The organism is Clostridium fungisolvens (genome assembly GCF_014193895.1).
GTDB lineage: Bacteria > Bacillota > Clostridia > Clostridiales > Clostridiaceae > Clostridium_AR > Clostridium_AR fungisolvens.
The window spans coordinates 4,082,117-4,102,239 of the sequence record NZ_BLZR01000001.1 but is presented as its reverse complement, the minus strand read 5'-3'; the positions used below and the strand labels follow the sequence as shown (position 1 = coordinate 4,102,239).

General features: G+C 31.6%; 13 protein-coding genes and 1 riboswitch. All 13 genes read left to right on the top strand.

Annotated elements, in window-relative coordinates; genetic code table 11:
* Positions 1 to 11 precede the first annotated feature (11 nt).
* The 13 genes from bsdtw1_RS18155 (at position 12) to bsdtw1_RS18095 (ending at position 20,066) form a co-directional block, all read left to right on the top strand.
* On the top strand, positions 12 to 1,214 hold the full coding sequence (locus bsdtw1_RS18155; protein WP_183278936.1) for a type II secretion system F family protein: 1,203 nt from the start codon (positions 12 to 14) through the stop codon (positions 1,212 to 1,214).
* A 40-nt stretch (positions 1,215 to 1,254) separates the two neighbouring features.
* A complete protein-coding gene (locus tag bsdtw1_RS23655; RefSeq protein ID WP_183278935.1) occupies positions 1,255 to 1,683 on the top strand; it encodes a prepilin-type N-terminal cleavage/methylation domain-containing protein in 429 nt (142 codons plus the stop codon).
* A 215-nt stretch (positions 1,684 to 1,898) separates the two neighbouring features.
* A complete protein-coding gene (gene pilM / locus bsdtw1_RS18145) occupies positions 1,899 to 3,050 on the top strand; it encodes a type IV pilus assembly protein PilM (RefSeq protein ID WP_183278934.1) in 1,152 nt (383 codons plus the stop codon).
* A 13-nt stretch (positions 3,051 to 3,063) separates the two neighbouring features.
* A complete protein-coding gene (locus bsdtw1_RS18140) occupies positions 3,064 to 3,627 on the top strand; it encodes a PilN domain-containing protein (RefSeq protein WP_183278933.1) in 564 nt (187 codons plus the stop codon).
* Complete coding sequence (locus bsdtw1_RS18135) at positions 3,624 to 4,877, top strand: hypothetical protein (RefSeq protein WP_183278932.1); 1,254 nt, start codon at positions 3,624 to 3,626, stop codon at positions 4,875 to 4,877. The genes bsdtw1_RS18140 and bsdtw1_RS18135 overlap by 4 nt, the downstream gene beginning before the upstream one ends.
* Positions 4,878 to 4,888: 11 nt before the next feature.
* A complete protein-coding gene (locus tag bsdtw1_RS18130; RefSeq protein WP_183278931.1) occupies positions 4,889 to 5,800 on the top strand; it encodes a type IV pilus modification PilV family protein in 912 nt (303 codons plus the stop codon).
* An 11-nt stretch (positions 5,801 to 5,811) separates the two neighbouring features.
* A complete protein-coding gene (locus bsdtw1_RS18125; RefSeq protein WP_183278930.1) occupies positions 5,812 to 8,187 on the top strand; it encodes a hypothetical protein in 2,376 nt (791 codons plus the stop codon).
* Between the two features lie 14 nt (positions 8,188 to 8,201).
* Positions 8,202 to 8,738, top strand: a complete 537-nt coding sequence (locus bsdtw1_RS18120) for a type II secretion system protein (RefSeq protein ID WP_183278929.1) — start codon at positions 8,202 to 8,204, stop codon at positions 8,736 to 8,738.
* Between the two features lie 169 nt (positions 8,739 to 8,907).
* Positions 8,908 to 12,240 (top strand): DUF5057 domain-containing protein, encoded by a 3,333-nt coding sequence (locus bsdtw1_RS18115; RefSeq protein WP_183278928.1) that lies wholly within the window; start codon positions 8,908 to 8,910, stop codon positions 12,238 to 12,240.
* 303 nt (positions 12,241 to 12,543) lie between these two features.
* A riboswitch (purine riboswitch) is annotated at positions 12,544 to 12,641 on the top strand.
* A gap of 151 nt (positions 12,642 to 12,792) precedes the next feature.
* Positions 12,793 to 14,247, top strand: a complete 1,455-nt coding sequence (gene guaB / locus bsdtw1_RS18110) for an IMP dehydrogenase (RefSeq protein WP_183278927.1) — start codon at positions 12,793 to 12,795, stop codon at positions 14,245 to 14,247.
* A 296-nt stretch (positions 14,248 to 14,543) separates the two neighbouring features.
* Positions 14,544 to 16,076, top strand: a complete 1,533-nt coding sequence (guaA, locus tag bsdtw1_RS18105) for a glutamine-hydrolyzing GMP synthase (protein WP_183278926.1) — start codon at positions 14,544 to 14,546, stop codon at positions 16,074 to 16,076.
* 448 nt (positions 16,077 to 16,524) lie between these two features.
* On the top strand, positions 16,525 to 18,165 hold the full coding sequence (locus bsdtw1_RS18100; RefSeq protein WP_183278925.1) for an extracellular solute-binding protein: 1,641 nt from the start codon (positions 16,525 to 16,527) through the stop codon (positions 18,163 to 18,165).
* 62 nt (positions 18,166 to 18,227) lie between these two features.
* On the top strand, positions 18,228 to 20,066 hold the full coding sequence (locus tag bsdtw1_RS18095) for a sensor histidine kinase (RefSeq protein WP_183278924.1): 1,839 nt from the start codon (positions 18,228 to 18,230) through the stop codon (positions 20,064 to 20,066).
* Positions 20,067 to 20,123: the final 57 nt, after the last annotated feature.

Genomic DNA, 20,123 nt, shown 5'->3' with positions numbered 1-20,123 from the left:
GTTTTACGCACATGCCTAATTTTAAATATAAAGCAATGAATGAAAATGGTGATAGGCTGCAAGGTACCTATACTGCGGATAGTAGAGATGAAGTAATGGACATGATAAGTGCGAATAATTATTATCCGCTTCTAGTAGAGGAAGTTCAGCAAGGCACAACTATAAACTTGAGCATTTTTGATAGAGTTACCACTAAAGATATTGCTATCTTTTGTAGACAGTTTTATACCATGCTAGATGCTGGTGTGTCCATAAATAGTTCACTTAATATCCTTGCAAGGCAGCTTCCTAATAAAAAGCTTAAAGAAGTACTTTCTAAGGTAGAGGATAATGTTAAAAAAGGGGAAACTCTGTCTGAGTCGATGAAGCTACAAGGTAAGGTCTTTCCAGACTTACTTATAAGCATGGTGGAGACTGGAGAGATGAGTGGTAATTTAGATAGTGTAATGCTTAGAATGTCTACTCATTTTGAAAAAGAAAATAAGATAAATAATAAGATAAAAGGTGCAATGGTTTATCCTGCAGTACTAAGTGTACTGGCAGTAAGTGTTGTAACTATACTTTTAACTTTTGTAATGCCAACCTTTATAGATATGTTTACCCAAAGTGGTGTAGTACTGCCACTACCAACAAGAATTTTACTTGCTATCAGTGGAGCCTTGAGTAAACATGGCTTAATAATACTTTTAATCATAGTATTAGTAGTCGTAGGCTTGAGATATTATTTTAAAAGTGATAGTGGGCAGCTATTTATAAGTAAGTTTAAACTTACATTTCCAATACTAAAAGGTTTAAATCAAAAAATTATTGTTTCTAGATTTACGAGAACATTATCTACTATGCTATCAAGTGGCGTAAGTTTGGTGCAAGCTTTAGAGACCGTATCAGAAGTTGTAGGAAATAAAATAGCTCAAGATAAACTGCTTGAAATAAGGGAAGAACTCATAAAAGGTGAAGGTTTATCCAAGCCTATTGAGGAAAGCAAAATCTTCCCCCCAATGCTTGCTTCTATGATAAAAATAGGGGAAGAGTCTGGATCTCTAGATGATATATTGAATAAAACTGCTGACTTCTATGATGAAGAAGTGGAAACTACCATACAAACCACTACAGCTCTGATTGAACCTTTACTATTGGTATTGATGGGGGGAGTAGTTGGGTTTATCGTAATATCAATGATGTTACCAATGTTTACTATGTATAACAATATGTAGTGACTTAGTATATAATAAAAAATTCAAGGAGGAATAATTCATGTCAAACGCATTAACATCAAGACTAAAGAAGAAGAAGAAAGGCTTTACTTTGATAGAACTTATCATTGTTATAGCTATTATAGCTATATTAGCAGCTATAGCTATACCAAGCTTTACTCAAATAAGGGAAAAATCAAAAGTTAAGGTGGATGAAGCTAGTTCAGATACAATTAAAAAAGCTGTTATCACACTGTTAACTGATGGAACTATAAAGCAGGATAGTGCTACAGATGGAACATTTGATATATCTGTTGATGCTTCAGGTACTGTACAAGTTTCTACTCCAGTAGGACTTACTTCAGGATCAGCAACAACTATTGCTTCTTATTTTAAAGATATAAAATCTCCACAAGAGTCAGGAAAAACTAAGTTTAATGTAAAAATAAGTCATACTGATGAAACAGTTACTGTAGTTGCAACAAACTAATTAATAACTATCAATGAAGTGTAAAGTTATCCATATAACTTTACACTTTAAACTATATTATTCCATAACTTAGCTTATATATGCCTAAAACTCAGTATCTATGTAGTTTTAAGTATATATAAACTAAAGTTAAATTGAACTCAATGAGAAGCATATTTTATTAAGATATAGATACGACGAACAAAACTAAAACAGAAAATCGGAGGTTCAAGTAAATGGATTTCAGTAAAGTAAAAGATTTAATGAATGTAGATATAAGTGATCTTAAAAATAAAATAAGAAATAAACCTATTGAAAAGAAGCCGGTTAAAAAGAAAGAACTAAATAGAAAAGTAGTTTCTTTTGATTTTGGAAGTGATACTACGAAAGTGGTAGTTGGGAAGTATTATAAAGATCAATTAGAGATAGAAAGATTGATTACTGCTAAAACTCCTGTAGATGCAGTTGGAGATGGAAACATATTAAATCCAGATGTTATGAATGTTTTTTTAGAGCAGCTTCTTAATAATAACAAAATCAATATAAAAGATGCTATTTGTACAAATAACTCTACTAGTGTAATTAATAGAGAAGTTGTTATACCAGCGGTACAAGAGGATGAACTTAGTACAGTGGTTAAATATGAAATACAGCAGTATCTTCCTATAAATATGGATGATTATGTTATCCAGCAAAGTATACTAGATAGATTTCAAGTGGAATCAAAACTTAAGTTTAAGGCCTTAGTTATTACATATCCAGAAAAGTTAGCTATGAAGTATTATAAGCTATTAACTAACTCAAATTTAAAACCATTAGCGTTAGATATATCTTATAATTCCTTAAACAAACTTGTAAACTACAGTAATAAAGTAAACGATGAAGCTTATAGTACCGAAGAAACCATAGCTTTTATTGATATGGGAGCAAGTACCCTTAGCGTAAGTATATACAAGGATGGTAAGTTTGAATTTACTAGAATTATAAAGTCTGGTGGAGCCAATATAGATGGAGCACTTAGCAGAGCAATGGGAATATCTTTAGAGGCTGCTGAAGAGATAAAGAAAAACAAAGGAGATTTATCAATTTCAAATGATAATGAGGATTCTTCTAACAGAATAATAAGAGATGTAGTAGATGAATGGAGTATGGAACTTGAAAGAATAGTTCAATTCTATAGAAACAAAAAGGTTGGAAATAGTATAGATAAGATATTCTTATTTGGAGGGAGCTCTAACTTAAAAGGGATAGAAAGATATATATTTAATAGATTTTCAATACCTACTTCAAAGGTTAGAACTATGGGAAATGTAAATCTAAATTTAAAAATAGCCACTGAGACTATAGAACAGTACTTAAATGCAATTGGTTCTATAATAAGACTATAAGGGGGATATGAGGATGAATGATTTTAACTTTTTCGCCCCTTATCAAGGGAAGCAAAAGCAGGTAGTAAATAAAAAGATATATATTTATACAGTATCAGCTGTAGTTGCAGTTTTTATTGTTGGGACTTTTGCATGGAATAGCATAAATGTTTATATGCTTAATAGAGATATAGACAAGTTTCAAAGCTCTATAAATTCTCCAAAGGTACAAGATAAGGTAAAGAAAGCTGAAGAAGTAAACAAGAAAATAGATGTACTTAATAAATATGATGATGGCCTTACTAAGATTAATGAAGGAATAAACAGCAGAAATACTATATCATCAAGTTTGCTTAACAATATCAATTCTACACTTCCTGCGGATGTTTACTTTAAGAGTATAACTGTTGATGGAAGTAACCTTAGCATACAAGGAGTTTCTAAGACTAGAACAGCTATTGGTGAAGTTCAACACAACATGAAAGCCCTAGATATAGTAGGAGATGCCCAAATAGGAAATATAAGCGGAGATGATTCTGATAATGGGAATTATACCTTTGACTTAAAATGTACATTAAAGGATGTTGATGTGAAATGAAGATAAGTGAAAGAGAAAAATATTTACTAGGTATCCTGTTAGCGGTTTTGGTAGTTGTGGGCTACTATCAATTCGTTTATACAAAGCAAGTAGAGAAAATAGCTGGGTTAAAGACTCAAAGAGCTGCTGCTGAAGCAAAATATAACACCATAATGAACACTATAAATTCCTTAGATAAAAAAGAAGCAGATTTAAAGATATTAAATGCAAAAATCATAGATAAATCAAAAAATATTTATCCTGAGCTTATTCAAGAAAAACTAATATTAGAGCTAGATGATCTTCTTAAAGGAGCTAATCTAAAGGGCAATATAAGTTTTTCAAATATACAAGTTCAAGGAGTAGAAGGTAAAAAGAGCACTTACCAGCCATTACCGTCTTCATCACTTCAAGGTTTAGCAGATCAATACAACAATAGTACTAGCAGTAATAACAGTAAGACAAACAATAGTGGTACAAAGGCAACTCAACAAAACAACGGACAAGCTGCTCAAGCAAAAGATGGTGGTGGGAATACTGCCGAGCAAATGAAGGTTACTTTAAACTTTAGAGGAAGCTATCAAAACTTAACTACCTTTATAAAAAACATAGAAGAAAGAAGCAAAAGAATAGTATTATCTAATCTATCTATGGCTCAAAGTACTCAAACTGGTATAACTGGAACTCTAACATTAGAATTCTATGCGGTTCCTAAAGTTGGAGACGAAGATAGTGATTATTCAAAATGGCTTTTAACAAATAAATATGGTAAAGATACGCCTTTTGGTGGCGGACAACTTACGTTAGCTACAACAATAGAAGATGCAGCTAAACCAAAACAAGAAGTAAATGACTTCTCTATGGTTGCAAAACCTATAACTTCTGATTTGCCTACAGTTATAATTGGTAGAGATAATGATCAAAGCAGGACAAGTTATCTATACGCAGATAATCCTGGAATAGAAAATGTGGAGATGGTAGTGACTAAAGATAAAGATGGTAACTACTATTATAAATATAAAACTAGTAAAAATAGTTATCCACTGCAGTACGATACTAACGGAGTGGAATTTAAGCCTAGCTCATCTAATATAGGATTTAAAATATTTGCTACACCAAGGCAAGGAGCTGACGATAAATCAGGCATAAATATGAAAATAATTAATAACACGGATAAGGTAGTTGCGGTAGAAGTAGATGGTGATGATGGTCAGAGGCCAAGAGTTAATATAACTTCTGAAGGCAAGGCTGTAAATGTCACCAAGAAGTAGAGGTGGTGCTTATGCTTTCGATGAAAAGTAAGAGAAAAGGTATGACCCTGTTAGAGGTAATAATAAGTATCGCTATCCTAGGTATTATTATTGTTCCAATGAGCAATATGATATTGACCTCGGTTAAGACGAACAAAAGAGGAGAAGATAAGCAGCAGGCTGTATATTTGGCACAACAAGTTCTAGAAGCCTTTAAGAATGTATCAGCATTTGAAGACAACAATGGGTTTACAGCTCAAAGCTTCTCTTTAAATGGTAATGCATACAGTTTCAGTGTAGACAGCACCATAAATACAGACCCTTTGACAGTAAGATTCAATGACATAAATATAGGAGACTACACTTTAAGGGTAACTTTAGGTAGGATGCAAAATGCTAATATTTATAATAATACTGCAACAAACAATGTAAGTGCGGATTATAATCTTATGGTTGGTGGGCAAGATGATTCATCAAGGACTGTTAAGTTAAATAATTTACCAGAAAGTTCTATAAGTGAAGCACCTAACGGTATTTATGTTTATGTATACGCGACTAAACATGACATCAATCTACCGGGGTATAACTTAGCAGTAAAGACTAGTAGTTCTATTGAGGATGCCAGCCATAACTATACTAAAGTTTATTTGGATAGGGATACTTTTAATAATAATATTAGCTTAAGCTTTGATAATAGTTATGAAAATACACATCAATTTAGTGTGAATTTATATAATGATACAACTGATAACATAAACGTTTATGTTAATACCCAAACTGGAAAGAATGTAGATTACGTCGTTAATAACATAAAAGGTACTATTACAACTTATAATGTAGTAACTGGTAATGCAGCAGTCTTTTCTAAAAACTATAATACAAAAGTTGATGTGATAAAGGACGGAGCAACAATATACACTGTAAACTCTAATATATCAAAATAGGAGGGGATTCAATGAGAAGGAAGAAAAAGGGGAGCACATTAATAACAGTAGTTGCAATTTTTGCTGTTTTATTTACTGTAGGGACCTCAGTTCTAGCATTGACAGCCTCTAGTTATCAGTCAAGAGTGTTAGAAAGCAGAAGAGTTGAAAATTTGTATGGATCAGAATCAGGAATAGATGTGGCATATGCTATTACTGGAAAGGTTGTAGAGCAAGCTGTAAGAAGAGGAAATTATAGTGTGAAAACATTTATGGATACGTTTGGTAATGTTATAGCCAGTGAGACGAATAAAATGAAAACTGGACAAATATGCGATTATCCACGAGATGATAATTCTACAAAGAGTAAGTTGCTAAAGGATGATTATACAACAAATCTAGATAATGTAAAAATATTATTAAATGGTATGTTTAAGGCAACATATAGAAATGTTATTCACACCTATTTATATGATAAAATAGTGAGTAAATCATTTTTGACACTGGCAGATGATTCTACTGGAACCCCGACAAGCACACCGGCTACATTTAATACTTCTCATGAGCCTACCTTTGATGTTGATATCTATTCGAGAGATAATTCTAATCATGATATAGGCTACGATAGTGCATCTAAGTTTGTAGTAAAGATTATTTCTGACTATCAAATTGATAGTAGTACTGGAAATCAAGAAAGAAAAGTTGAAGCTAACTACACTATAAATGTACCTGATTATGCAGGAGTGTATGGGACTAAGACTACAAGTGGTAAGATTGAGATGACACCAGTGATTCAAAAAGCAGTAGCGATTGACGGGGATTTACGTATAAAAGGAGATTTAACAGTAAGTGGAGGTTCTGTTTTTGTTAAAGGAAACGATCCAAGTGAAAATGATATGGCTCTAGATACTTATTCAAAATATAATGGTGGTATTATAATAGATAATACTAGTAATATAACTGTTACTTTCGGTGAAAATGTAGTTACTTCTAATACACTTAAATTGCTAAATAATGCTTCTGTAACTTTAGATAAGAAGCTGTATGCAAATAACATATATGTGGGAAAAAACACAACTGCGGACTCATCTTCAGGAAATACTTTAACGGTAACGGGTGAGTCTATCATTGACAATGACTTAGCCTATAATTCAAATAATAGCCACATAAGGCTACCCGGAGGCTTATATGCAATAAGTGAATTAAATCGTACTCATGCAAGTAGTACGGGTGCAGCGACTACAGGTGCAAATAATGTATCAGATGGTAGTGCTATTTCTAGTACAACCTTGTCCGATACAATCAGTGAAGATAAAAACGAACATTTTAAATCTTCTAGTAGTATAATTGTGAATACAAGTACTTCTGCAGATGATTCAGATGATGTAGTAAATGATAGGATTATCGATATTGGGAATGAAGCTTTGATAATGGGAACTGCTTATATAAACACTTCTCCTGAAGCGTACCAAACTGGAGAGTCTGTTGCTGTAAAAGGAAATTATAAGGCATATACAACTATATTTTCTCCAGATGAAGATGGAAAGGGATATTACTATAAATACTTTGAGCCGCTACAGTTATTAGATAGGGTTGACGAAAACTCTAAAAGCAATTTTTCTGCTTTTGATAAAGCTGATCATTTTATATTGTATAATCAAAAGTCCACTGACAAGTTGAGAGTTCCCAAAAATATAAGCTTGCCAGATAATACTTATAGTACTGGTGCATATATAAGTAAAGGAACAGTTTATGCAAGTAATTATAATATAGATACATTTGAGGAAATGGCTAATACATGGAGAAGCGATTATGCTACTGAGGTATATGAAATGGGCAAAGGTACAGAAAGCTTGCTAGCAAAGTATAACAATGGAAATGTAGAAAGAAAAGTCTCAAATCAAATTAATTTGAAAAACAGTACAGATAATATTACTCATAATTATAATCACGTTAACATTGATGCGAATATGCCTGATAAGATAATTATAAACTTAGATAAAGATAAAAGTAATGAAACTGTAGTATTTGTAGGAGATGGCACTCAATATACGCCTTCTGCAAATGAAAGAGTAATTCATGGAACTACTGTTAATGGATTGATAGTTACTACAGCAGATATAAAAATATATGGAAATGTTAATTTTAAGGGAGCGTTGATTTCGACAGGAAATATGGAAATTGAACAAGGCGCTACCGTTACCATTAACTATGATCCCAACTATATATTGGACACCTTAAAAGGATATTCAGATTATTTTGGCGGTGTATTTATTGCTGGTGATGAAAATACGACTTCGACACCTATTTATGAATCTAATCAAACATTGACTTCAACTTCAGATGTTGTCAATGCAATAGATCCAAAGAAGTATATACAAAAAGGCGTTTGGAAAATTAATCAGTAATTGAGGTGCTAAATTTGTATAATAAGAAAAAAGCATTTACCCTCATTGAGGTTATAATTGTATTAGCCTTGTTAACCATAGTTATGGGAGTTATATATCAGTTCTTCTTTTCAAGTAATAGAGATTTAAATGATACGGACGTAAAAGCTAACCTTCAATTTGAAGGACAGCAAATTCAAAATTCATTTACTAACTATGGCAGCCAAGGAAATACTATAACAGCACTTAATGGAAATAACCCACCACCAGCAGATTCTACTGAGAGGGGTATAGAAAACTTAACATTGACACTTTATGCTGGAACAGAAACTATAGCATATAATTATACGGCTACTAATAAAACTTTAACTGAAACACATACAAAGGAAGATGGTACAACTACTACAAAGACTCTTTCTGATAAAGTAGAAAGTATAAATATTAAACCAATAGGTGGAACTTATGATGTAGCTTCAGGCATGACTATAAAAGTTACCCTACAAGATAAAGGAATAACTTATAGTATAACCTCAAATGTTGTATTTAGGAATAAAGGAGTAACTACTCAATAAATTAAGGTAAAAATGCTATTAGATTAATGAAATTTTATTATTATCGGTAGCATTTTTTCTTAACTTATATTTATCATTTATAATCTAATAAAGATTATAAAACTTGTACAAATTTTCTTGAAATTAGAGTATTATATAATTAATAATCACATAACAAGGTGGTGATTTTATGAGGAAAAGTATTATAAAAAAAGCAGCATTGGTTTTGATAATTGTACTTATAGTGTTTGGAGTTGTTTTCAAAAATAAATTAGTTACAAAAGCTACTGACGTCAGAAATTCTTTGAGCATATTAGAAATAGAGCCAACAGATAAGTTTAGCCTAACACAATCTTCTGCTACATCTGGAATAGAAACTCTTCCAAATTTAGTTCCTAACATGACTGTAACAATAAGGCATATGACTATGTTAGAGTATATTTCAAGTGTAGAACAAGTAAATGGGAAATACGATATTGTTGTAATTGGAGATAATAATACTTCTAGCTCTGTTACTTATAGCCCTGAATTTGGTACGAAAACCAAATACTTGCCTTATGGTAAGGAAGTATATAACACTAAATCTAGTCCGTCAACATTAGGTATGTTAAATGATTCTAAGTGGACAGGTACTAGTAGAAATAATTATGACGGTGACCAAAACACCTATATAGAATACTATAGTGAAAATGATATTACTAATAAAAGAGCTAGTGAGATAATTGACAGTATAAATTCTGGACAACTGGTTTATATAGCTAATGAAGTATTTAGTGTTACAGGGACAAAGTTGTATTCAAGTTTTTACAATATGAGTAAAGATAATCTTATAAAGACAGCTCAATCTAATATAACTTTAAGTAATTTAGTAAGCAAATATTCACTTGCAACGACTAAAAAAGCACCTTTATTAAGGATATCAAGTCAATCACAAAATAATAATAGGAATATTGATTTTATTTACAATATAACTACGGATAATGAAGAGCAAAATATGCAAGCTAACTTATATCTAGATTTGAATGGAGATGGCCTGTTTAAAGACAAGGAAAAAGTCAAAACTATCAGCAATATAAACACTAGTAATAAGCAATTTAATAATGGAGAAATAGGCTATAGGCTAGATGATCAGTTTGTAGGTAATCTAACGTGGAAATTAGAAATAGTAACCTACAGTGGTGTAAAAACTTATAAAACTGGAACATTAGATTTTCAGGCTGATCCTAATAATAAACCTGTGGTTAGGGTGCTTCAAGTTTATCCTGTTACCACTAATGGAATAAGTAATAGTTTTAACTTAAGTACAAATAGTACAATAAGTAGCTTAATCACTGGACTTAGAGATTACACTTTAAGCATATCTACAAAATCGACAACAGAGTTTAATACTTATATATCTGGTGGAAACAGCCTTAACAGCCATTATGATATGGTAATACTAGGTTTTGCAGATAGTTATGCTTATAATGATCTTCCACAAACAAGTATAGATGAGTTGAAACATTTTATACAAACTGGACAAAGTGTCATGTTTACTCATGATACAGTGACATATAGATACCTTACACCAATTGATACTACTGATAAGAGCTCTAAGACAATAACACGTAATTTTAGAGATATTATTGGACAATCAAGATATGTTGATCCAAATAATCCACAACAAACTGATATATACCAGAATTTTGATGTAGCCACTGGAACATATCAAACTAGGACTATACCACATGAGCAGCTTAAAAGTACTGATCAAGGTAAAATTTCACTTGGTATGACTAAGGGGTTATTAACTCAATTTGAGAGCTCTGCAACAGCTGGTTCATATTCTGGTGAGTCTACAAGTGTGTATAAGATAAATGATGGGCTTATAAACCTATATCCGTACACAATAGGAGATATTAGCGTTGCTCCAACGCATTATCAATGGTATCAGTTAAATCTTGAAGATCCTGATGTTGTTCCATGGTATACGCTCAAGCCAAATGGAAATGGATATAATCAGTATGATGCAAGAAATTATTACTATACTTATTCAAAAGGAAATATAACCTATTCAGGAACTGGTCATAGCGGTGATAGTAGCAAATATACTGCTGATGAGTGCAAACTATTCGTAAATACCATGGTTAAGGCTGAAAGAGGAGCAAATCATGCACCAATTATTACTGGATTAACAAACCTATCAGACGGTGAGCAAATATCAAAGAATCAAGATAATATACAGTTTAGCTTTGTTCCAATAGATAGAGATAATGATCCAATTAATGCAGTTATAACTGTTAAAGCAGGAAATACTGTAACAACATTCCCATATAGTAATAAAAAGCAAGGCGAGAAAATTGATGTTTCTATACCTAAATCTGTCTATAGTAGTACAAGTGGAAGTACTATTACTATAAGCATAGATGCATCAGATCCATTATTGGCTAAAGCACAAACAGTAAATGCAACAATAAATTTAGTAAATGACCCGACTATATCACTAAGTTCATTAAATGATAATAGTTTAGGATATCTTGTAGGAGATACAGCTTCAGTTACTGTAACAGCAAATGCAAATAAATCAACGCAAAATTTGAATACTATATTGTCAAATATAAATTATAATATTACTGGTAACTATGATACAAGTAAAGTACAAGTTACTAGCGGCGGGAATATATTAAACTTCAATGATGTGGCATTTACACCTGATCCTAATCCGTTAAGCCAGCCACAAACATTTAACTTCTTAACTAAGCAAAGTGGACAAATAGCTATAAGCGGAAAGCTTACTTATTATCAAAAAGATGTAACTACTCAAAAAAGTTCAGATTATACAATTACATTACCGGTAAGAGATGGGAAAGCAAACATAAAAATTACTACTGGAAATAATAATGCTCTAGTTTTAGGAGATGCTCAAGTACAGGTATATAAAGGTGATACTCTCGTAAATACAGTTAGTGTAAATGGAAGTAAGCAAATACCGATTTTAGGCACAGGGACATACAAGTTTAAACTACTAACTTCATTTAATGGATTTGTTGTACAAAATAATACAATACAGCAAGATTTTAGTTATAGTAGTAACGAGAATGATATTATATTTAACGAAATTCCAGATACTATATCTCATGGATTATACTCAGACAATACCTTGAGAACTGGAGATATAGACTTAACTAAGAATTCGAATGCAACCTTTGGAGTTCTTATTAAAACAGATAATGCAAATCCATTAGTAACAATAGACTTAGATGATGCACTTAGAAATGTTAGTAGCGATTCATTTAAAATAAATAAAATAGATGGTAATGGCAAATTAGTACCAGTAACTAATGCACAGATAACTCAACTTACTGGTTCTGGAAATATAAATAAGTTTACAGTTCAGTTTTCTGGAAATGATACTACAAGTTGTTATATGATTGTTTATACTATAAAATTAGGAAGCAATGATTCATATACAAATAATGTTTCATTAAATAATGTAAACAAACCTATAACGATCACGTGCCAAGAATTAAAAGATTTATTTTAAGATTAATTAGCATCTCAAATTTGAGGTGCTAATTTTTATTGCTTTCTCTTTTTGTATATATAGAAGTTAATGAAGATATTTATGAGAGATGTATAAGTATTTGTTATAAATTTGAAATATAAAATATAATTTTTAAATTTATAGAATGTGGTTAATGTAATTTAAACATTTACATAAAAATGCAATGAAATACATCATATATATTTATAAATGCAATAAAAAAATCAGTCAATTTTTCCAAAAACAATTCTATCGATAATAATTGACAAGCTTCGTTGCATATTCTATAATTAAATAAATTTAATAAAAACGAACTAAATTACTCGTATATCCCTTGGATAAGGCAAGGAGTCTCTACCGGAAACCGTAAATTCCCGACTATGAGTGAAATTGGTATTCTATAGTATTTTATAGCGTATTAACTTCACTTTGAGTTAATAGGCTTTTTTTGTTTTTATTTATAAAATTACCAAGATTTAATGCATAATTTGCAGGTTTACTTGCAAGAAAAGCTAAAAATGAAATTTATTATTTAAATTAGGAGGATCAGTAATGGCTATAATATGGAAAACTGGATATACCTTTGATGACGTACTTCTTGTACCACACAAATCAGAAATACTACCAAATCAAGTTGAAACAAAATCACAACTTACAAGAAAGATAAAACTTAATATACCACTAATAAGTGCAGGTATGGATACTGTAACTGAAGCAAAGATGGCTATTGCAATGGCAAGAGAAGGTGGCATAGGTATTATTCATAAGAATATGTCCATAGAGGAACAAGCAAAAGAGGTTGATAGAGTTAAGAGACAGGAAAATGGAGTAATAACTAATCCAATATTCCTTTCAAAGAACCATACTATAAGAGAAGCAAATGAACTTATGGGTCAATACAGAATCTCTGGAGTGCCTATAACTGAAGACGGAAGACTAATTGGAATAATAACTAATAGAGATATATTATTCGAGACAAACTTCGAAAGACCAATAGATGAAGTTATGACTAAGGAAAACCTAATAACTGCACCTGAAAATACTACAATAGATGAAGCTAAGGAAATTCTTAAAAAACATAAGATAGAAAAGCTTCCTTTAGTTGATAGTGAAGGTTTCTTAAAGGGTCTTATAACTATAAAAGATATTGAAAAAGCAAGAGTATTCCCAAATGCAGCTAAAGATGAAAAGGGCAGACTTTTATGTGGAGCTGCTGTAGGGGTTACAGGAGATATGGTAGAAAGAGTTGATGCTTTAGTAAAAGCTCAAGTTGATGTTATAACAATAGATACTGCTCATGGACATTCAAAAGGTGTTATAGATGCAGTAAGTAAAATAAAGAGCCTTTATCCTGAACTACAAATCATAGCTGGTAATGTAGCTACTGCAGAAGCTACAAGAGATCTTATAGAAGCTGGTGCTGATTGTGTTAAGATAGGTATAGGACCTGGATCAATCTGTACTACAAGAGTTGTTGCAGGTGTTGGTGTACCACAACTTACAGCTGTTATGGATTGTGCTGAAGAAGGAAGAAAGCATGGAGTTCCAGTTATAGCTGACGGAGGAATAAAGTACTCAGGAGATGTAGTTAAGGCTTTAGCTGCTGGTGCTGGCAGTGTTATGATGGGTTCACTTCTTGCTGGTTGTGAAGAAGCTCCAGGAGAAATGGAAATATACCAAGGAAGAAACTATAAGGTTTATAGAGGAATGGGTTCACTTTCAGCTATGGCTGCAGGAAGCAAGGACAGATACTTCCAAGAAGGAAGCAAGAAGCTTGTACCTGAAGGAGTAGAAGGAAGAGTTGCTTATAAGGGATATTTATCAGAAACTGTATTCCAAATAGTTGGTGGAATAAGATCAGGTATGGGATATCTTGGTGCTAAGACTTTAGAAGATTTATTTGAAAATGCAAGATTTGTAGTTCAAACTTCAGCTGGTCTTAGAGAAAGTCATCCTCATGATATAAACATAACTAAAGAAGCTCCAAACTATAGTGTAAATCAATAAGATTTTAATAAATAGGACATAAATGCAGGGTGTGCTAAAATATAACGGTTGTAAGTTATATAAACATTATGTAATATTAATATCATGATTGATGCATAGAAAAAGGCGAAAGTAGTTTTATAGATATCAGATTTTAGATGTAGGATTTCTAATAATGCAGAGCAGTGTTATTGAATTTAAGTTGTCTAAAGTTTGGTATCTATAGCTGTTTTAAATAAATAGTGCGTAAAGTTAAAATTTTAAAACTATCTTTTATAAAAGTATTTTAAATTTCATACCTAAAATGGAGGATACAAATGAATAAAGAAATTGTTTTGGTAGTGGATTTTGGTGGACAATATAATCAGCTTATTGCAAGAAGAGTAAGAGAATGCGGAGTATATTGTGAAATCATACCTTTCACTTACGGAGTGGAAAAAATAAAAGCAAAAAATCCAAGTGCTGTAATATTCACTGGTGGTCCTAATAGTGTTTATGGAGAAGATTCTCCATCAATCGATAGCGAAATATTCAATCTAAACATACCTGTTCTAGGAATATGCTACGGAGATCAATTAATGGCTCATATTCTTGGCGGTAAAGTTGATACAGCTCCAGTTAGAGAATACGGAAAAACTAATGTAAATTTAGATAGTACTTCAAAGCTATTTAAAGGAATAGAAAGTGCTGAAACATGCTGGATGAGTCATACTGACTACATAGCTGAAGCTCCAAAGGGCTTTAAGATAACTGGTCACACTGATGTTTGTCCAATAGCTGCTATGGAAAATGAAGAAAAGAAACTTTATGGAGTTCAATTCCACCCAGAAGTAGAACATACTCCATTTGGTAAGAAGATGCTTGAAAACTTCCTTTATGACATATGCGGACTTTCAAAGACATGGTCTATGGCTTCCTTTGCAGAAGAAAAGATAAAAGAAATAAAAGAAATAGTTGGAGATAAGAAGCTTATCTGTGCACTTTCAGGTGGAGTTGATTCATCTGTTGCAGCAGTTATGGTACATAAAGCAGTAGGTAAGCAATTAACTTGTATCTTCGTTGATCACGGTCTACTTAGAAAAGACGAAGGAGATCAAGTTGAAAAAATCTTCAGTGAACAATTTGATATGAACCTTATAAGAGTAAATGCTCAAGAAAGATTCTTATCAAAGCTTGCAGGTCAAGCAGATCCTGAAACTAAGAGAAAGATAATCGGAGAAGAATTCATAAGAGTATTCGAAGAAGAAGCAAACAAGATTGGTGATGCTAAGTTCTTAGTTCAAGGAACAATATATCCAGACGTAGTTGAAAGCGGTACTGGAACTTCAGCTGTTATAAAGAGTCACCATAATGTTGGAGGACTTCCAGAAGATATAGATTTTGAACTAATCGAACCATTAAGAGAATTATTTAAAGATGAAGTTAGAGCTGTTGGAGAAGAACTTGGAATACCTCACAACTTAGTATGGAGACAGCCATTCCCAGGACCAGGACTTGCAATAAGAGTTCTTGGCGAAGTAACAGAAGAAAAGCTTCATATAGTAAGAGAAGCTGATGCTATATACAGAGAAGAAATTGCTCTTAACGGTCTTGAAGGCAAGATATGGCAATACTTTGCTGTTCTACCTGATATAAGAAGTGTAGGGGTTATGGGAGACGAAAGAACTTACTGCCATACTATAGCACTTAGAGCAGTAACATCTTCAGACGGAATGACTTCAAACTGGGCACACATACCATATGAAGTTCTAGATAAAATATCAAGAAGAATAGTCAATGAAGTTCAAGGAGTAAACAGAATCGTTTATGATATAACTTCTAAACCACCAGCAACTATTGAGTGGGAATAAGAGTTAAATAGGAGTTTATCCTATAAATAATAATAAAGAATAATAGTAAAAGTGTTTATAATTTAAGCCGATTTTAGGCATAATTATAAACACTTTTTTTTACTGTGTATGAAAGCATAAAATTTCTATGTATATTAAACATATATATTTCAACAGTTTTATAAGTTTTTTATGGCTATACAGTAAAAAATAAAACTTATTTATCTGACAGGTTTTTCCTTGCTTAAATTCAGAAAGGCAGATGTGTTAAAAAACTAGCTAAAGAAGATCGCTTCAACGGTTTTTTTGATAGTATTATCATTGATAAGTGTTACCAACAATATCAATGTAGCTATTTGGCAATTATTGAATAATTTCCTTATAACATATATAATAAAAATTATAAATTGATTACAAAAAAGTATTGTACATGATAATAAGCAGATATTTAATCTGAAGGGGGAGACTTATGAGAAGATATAATGAAAAGGTATTCATAGGTGTTATGAGCTTTATGATCTTAACAGTAACAATTACTTTTTTTATTTTATATAGTCCTTTTGATAAAAAGACAGATAAGGTAGCTAAAAGCAATAATGGTGGAGAAGGCTGGAAAGCAGATACAAGCCCTATAACATTTGATTGGTACATTGATTTTTCATGGTTTACAACTAAATGGGGAACTAATCCTGTATCAAAATATGTTACTCAGAAGACTGGTGTTAACTTGAACTTTATAATTCCAAGTGGAGATGAAACACAGAAATTGAATGCTATGATCGAAACAGGCAAATTGCCAGATCTCATTACATTAAGTGCTGGGGATGATGGGTACAAAAGAATTATACAGAGTGGATTAGCATTTCCCCTTGATGAATTAGCGAAAAAATATGATGTATACTTTACGAAGGTTGCAGATAAGCAAAAGCTGGAGTGGTATAAGCAAGATGATGGACATGTATATTGTTATCCTAATTTTTCTAATACTGTGACTGATACAAGTTATAAAGAGGACAAACCTTCAAATCAGGCCTTTTTGGTTAGGAAAGATATTTATGAAGCTATAGGAAAGCCGGATATGAGGACTCCTGAAGGTTTTTTAGGTGCACTTGAAAAAGCTAAAAAACTATTTCCTATGGTGAATGGACAAGAGTTAATACCTATAGGCTTTCACGAATTTACTGACTCTGGTAATCTTTCACTAGGAACAATTCTACTTAACTTTTTAGCAATACCTTGGGAAAAGGACGGAAAAATATATGACAGAGAGACTGATAAAGAATATATTAGGTGGTTAAAAACTTTAAGAACAGCTAATGAAAGAGGATTGCTATCAAATGATATTTTTATAGATAAAAGAGCTCAGATGGAAGAAAATATTACTGAAGGAAGATACTTTGCACTACTTTACCAAAGCTCTGATATGGCAGCTCAGCAATTAAAGCTATATTCTAAGGATAAAAATCAAATTTATATGGCAGTTGATGGACCTGCTAACACCAAACTTGACCAACCTAAATTAGCAGGAGATAGTATTTCTGGATGGACGGTTACATTAATTTCAAATAGATGCAAGGATCCAGAAAGAGCTATACGTTTTTTAAGCTATCTAATCAGTGAAGAGGGAAATAGAGACTTATATTTAGGGATTAAGGGACTTACATGGGATGAAATTGGAGGAAAAGAACAGTTTAAACCAGAAGTATTAGATTTATTAAATAAGGATAGAATCGCATTTGATAATAAGTATGGAGCAGCAAATACCTATTGGATGCTAGCAGATGATAATCTACAACAAAAATGGACACCTCCGAGTGGTGAGCCAATCAAGGAAATAAGTGAGTGGGCAAGAGGTAAAACCTATAATTACTCTTTATTTGATGACATTAGTCCCTATGGAGAAAATCAGGAAGGAAGTGCTTTATCTAGAATAAATTCTAAATGGCAAAGCACCTTAAAAAACCTGCTTATTGCTAAAAGTGATAGTGAGTTTGATAGTATTTTAAATGAATTTATTACTTATAGAAATGCACAAGGATGGGATAAGATACAAGAATATAAACAGCAAAGATATGAAGAGAATAAGAGAAAGTTGAATTTAGTGAGATAAAGAGTTCATATGTATAAATTAATAGTTAAGTTAGGAATTTTAGATGAGTAGGAGTAAAATAAATGATAAAATTTTTGATTAAAAAGATTATAAGTGTATTTATGAATAAAAGTTTAATGAAAAAGTTAATTATAACCTACATACTTATAATCGGCATTCCTATTTTAATTTTCTCTTTCTATACATTTGATGAACTTTCTGAAAATGCTAAGCAGGATACAATAAATAGGGCTAACTATGATCTAAGTAATGAATACGACAGTGTTGAAAAAAATGTTTATATAATGAGAAATATAATAAATTCCCTGGAAGCAAATAATGAGTTGCTTGGATATCTACAAGGGGATATGCATGATTCGAAGAAATTAATTGATTTCAAGGATACAACTTATAAACAGTTAATAAGTCTACAAAATAGCAATCCAACAATAAAACAAATAAATATCTTCACTAAAAATGTAAATGTGAGAGAGTTATGGCCTACATTTTATAGAGTAGATAGAATTACTCAGAAGGATTGGTATAAAAAAACTATTGAAAAAAACGGGGCTGAATATTGGAATATAAATCATTATGACAATGATATAAAAATTAATTCAGCTTATAATGACGAATCTAAAGATTTAGTAGTTTCTCTCAACAAAAATATTGAATACCCATATAATAAGCTTTTAGGAATTAGCAGAGTAACTATGCGTTCAAAAGACTTTTTCCCAAAGATGTTTCAAGAAGATATCATGAAGAGTGGACAAATATTTTTTGTAAATAAAGAGGGAATGGATATACAAACAGATAAGAATAGTTTTTTACTTAAAAACTCTAAATTTGATATAGATAAGTTTGGAGAAGATATAAAAGATAAATTAGTATATGAAAAAGGTGAAATAACCTATAACCAAGGCAAAGATAAGTATATTATATTGTATAAAGAGTCCCCCATACCTAATAATTACTTATTAAGTGTAATATCCTTAAACAATGTTTCAAAAGGAATAAAAAAATCTAGACTTTTATTAATATGGAACTCTTCACTCTTACTGATAGTATTATCTATTGTTGTTTATTATGCGACTAAGACAATCCTTAAGAGATTATATAAAATAATAAATGCAGTTAAACAAGTAAGAAGTGGAGACTTGATGCCTAGTATAGAGGTATATGGTAATGATGAAGTAGGTGTACTTGCACATAACTTTAGGCAAATGATGAAGACTATTGATGTACTAATTAAGGAGAGTGTCCATAAAGAAATAATGACTAAGGAAGCGGAATTAAAATCATTGAAGACTCAAATAGATTCCCACTTTCTATATAATACTCTCGAAAATATAAGAATGATGGCATTAGTTGAAGATAATTTTCTTGTATCTGATTGTTTAGCTTCTTTAGGTGATATGATGAGATATAATATGAAATGGAATAATGAATTTGTGCTATTAAGTGAAGAAATAAAACATATCAATAATTATATTGCTTTAATGACTTTAAGATATGACTTTGAAATAATTTTAAAGATTGATATTGATGAGCAATTTCTTAAAAGGCCTATATTAAAATTTACTATTCAGCCATTAGTGGAAAACGCAGTGAAGCATGGTCTTTCGGAAAAGTTAAGAGATGAAAATGGAAACATAACTATATCTGTTCATACTGATGAGGAATATCTGTATTTAAGTGTCAGAGATGAAGGAAAAGGAATGAATGTAAAACAAGTACAAGCTCTGCAGAGTCATATAGATGGAAATACAGATAAAAGTTTTGGAGTTGGACTCAAGAATGTAAATGACAGAATAAAACTTTTTTATGGAAAGCAGTACGGTATTCTTATAGAAGCTCAGGAGTATAGCTATACTAAGATGATACTTAGACTTCCTAATAAACAAGAACAATCTAGTTCTTAATGTAAATTATTCAAAGATGAAGATGAAATTTAAACGTCTAATTTTAGGGGGGATAAA

Excerpts from the sequence above, each read along its gene's own strand:
- bsdtw1_RS18155 (WP_183278936.1), top strand. The coding sequence starts at position 12 with ATGCCTAATTTTAAATATAAAGCAATGAATGAAAATGGTGATAGGCTG.
- bsdtw1_RS23655 (WP_183278935.1), top strand. The coding sequence starts at position 1,255 with ATGTCAAACGCATTAACATCAAGACTAAAGAAGAAGAAGAAAGGCTTT.
- pilM (WP_183278934.1), top strand. The coding sequence starts at position 1,899 with ATGGATTTCAGTAAAGTAAAAGATTTAATGAATGTAGATATAAGTGAT.
- bsdtw1_RS18140 (WP_183278933.1), top strand. The coding sequence starts at position 3,064 with ATGAATGATTTTAACTTTTTCGCCCCTTATCAAGGGAAGCAAAAGCAG.
- bsdtw1_RS18135 (WP_183278932.1), top strand. The coding sequence starts at position 3,624 with ATGAAGATAAGTGAAAGAGAAAAATATTTACTAGGTATCCTGTTAGCG.
- bsdtw1_RS18130 (WP_183278931.1), top strand. The coding sequence starts at position 4,889 with ATGCTTTCGATGAAAAGTAAGAGAAAAGGTATGACCCTGTTAGAGGTA.
- bsdtw1_RS18125 (WP_183278930.1), top strand. The coding sequence starts at position 5,812 with ATGAGAAGGAAGAAAAAGGGGAGCACATTAATAACAGTAGTTGCAATT.
- bsdtw1_RS18115 (WP_183278928.1), top strand. The coding sequence starts at position 8,908 with ATGAGGAAAAGTATTATAAAAAAAGCAGCATTGGTTTTGATAATTGTA.
- guaB (WP_183278927.1), top strand. The coding sequence starts at position 12,793 with ATGGCTATAATATGGAAAACTGGATATACCTTTGATGACGTACTTCTT.
- guaA (WP_183278926.1), top strand. The coding sequence starts at position 14,544 with ATGAATAAAGAAATTGTTTTGGTAGTGGATTTTGGTGGACAATATAAT.
- bsdtw1_RS18100 (WP_183278925.1), top strand. The coding sequence starts at position 16,525 with ATGAGAAGATATAATGAAAAGGTATTCATAGGTGTTATGAGCTTTATG.
- bsdtw1_RS18095 (WP_183278924.1), top strand. The coding sequence starts at position 18,228 with ATGATAAAATTTTTGATTAAAAAGATTATAAGTGTATTTATGAATAAA.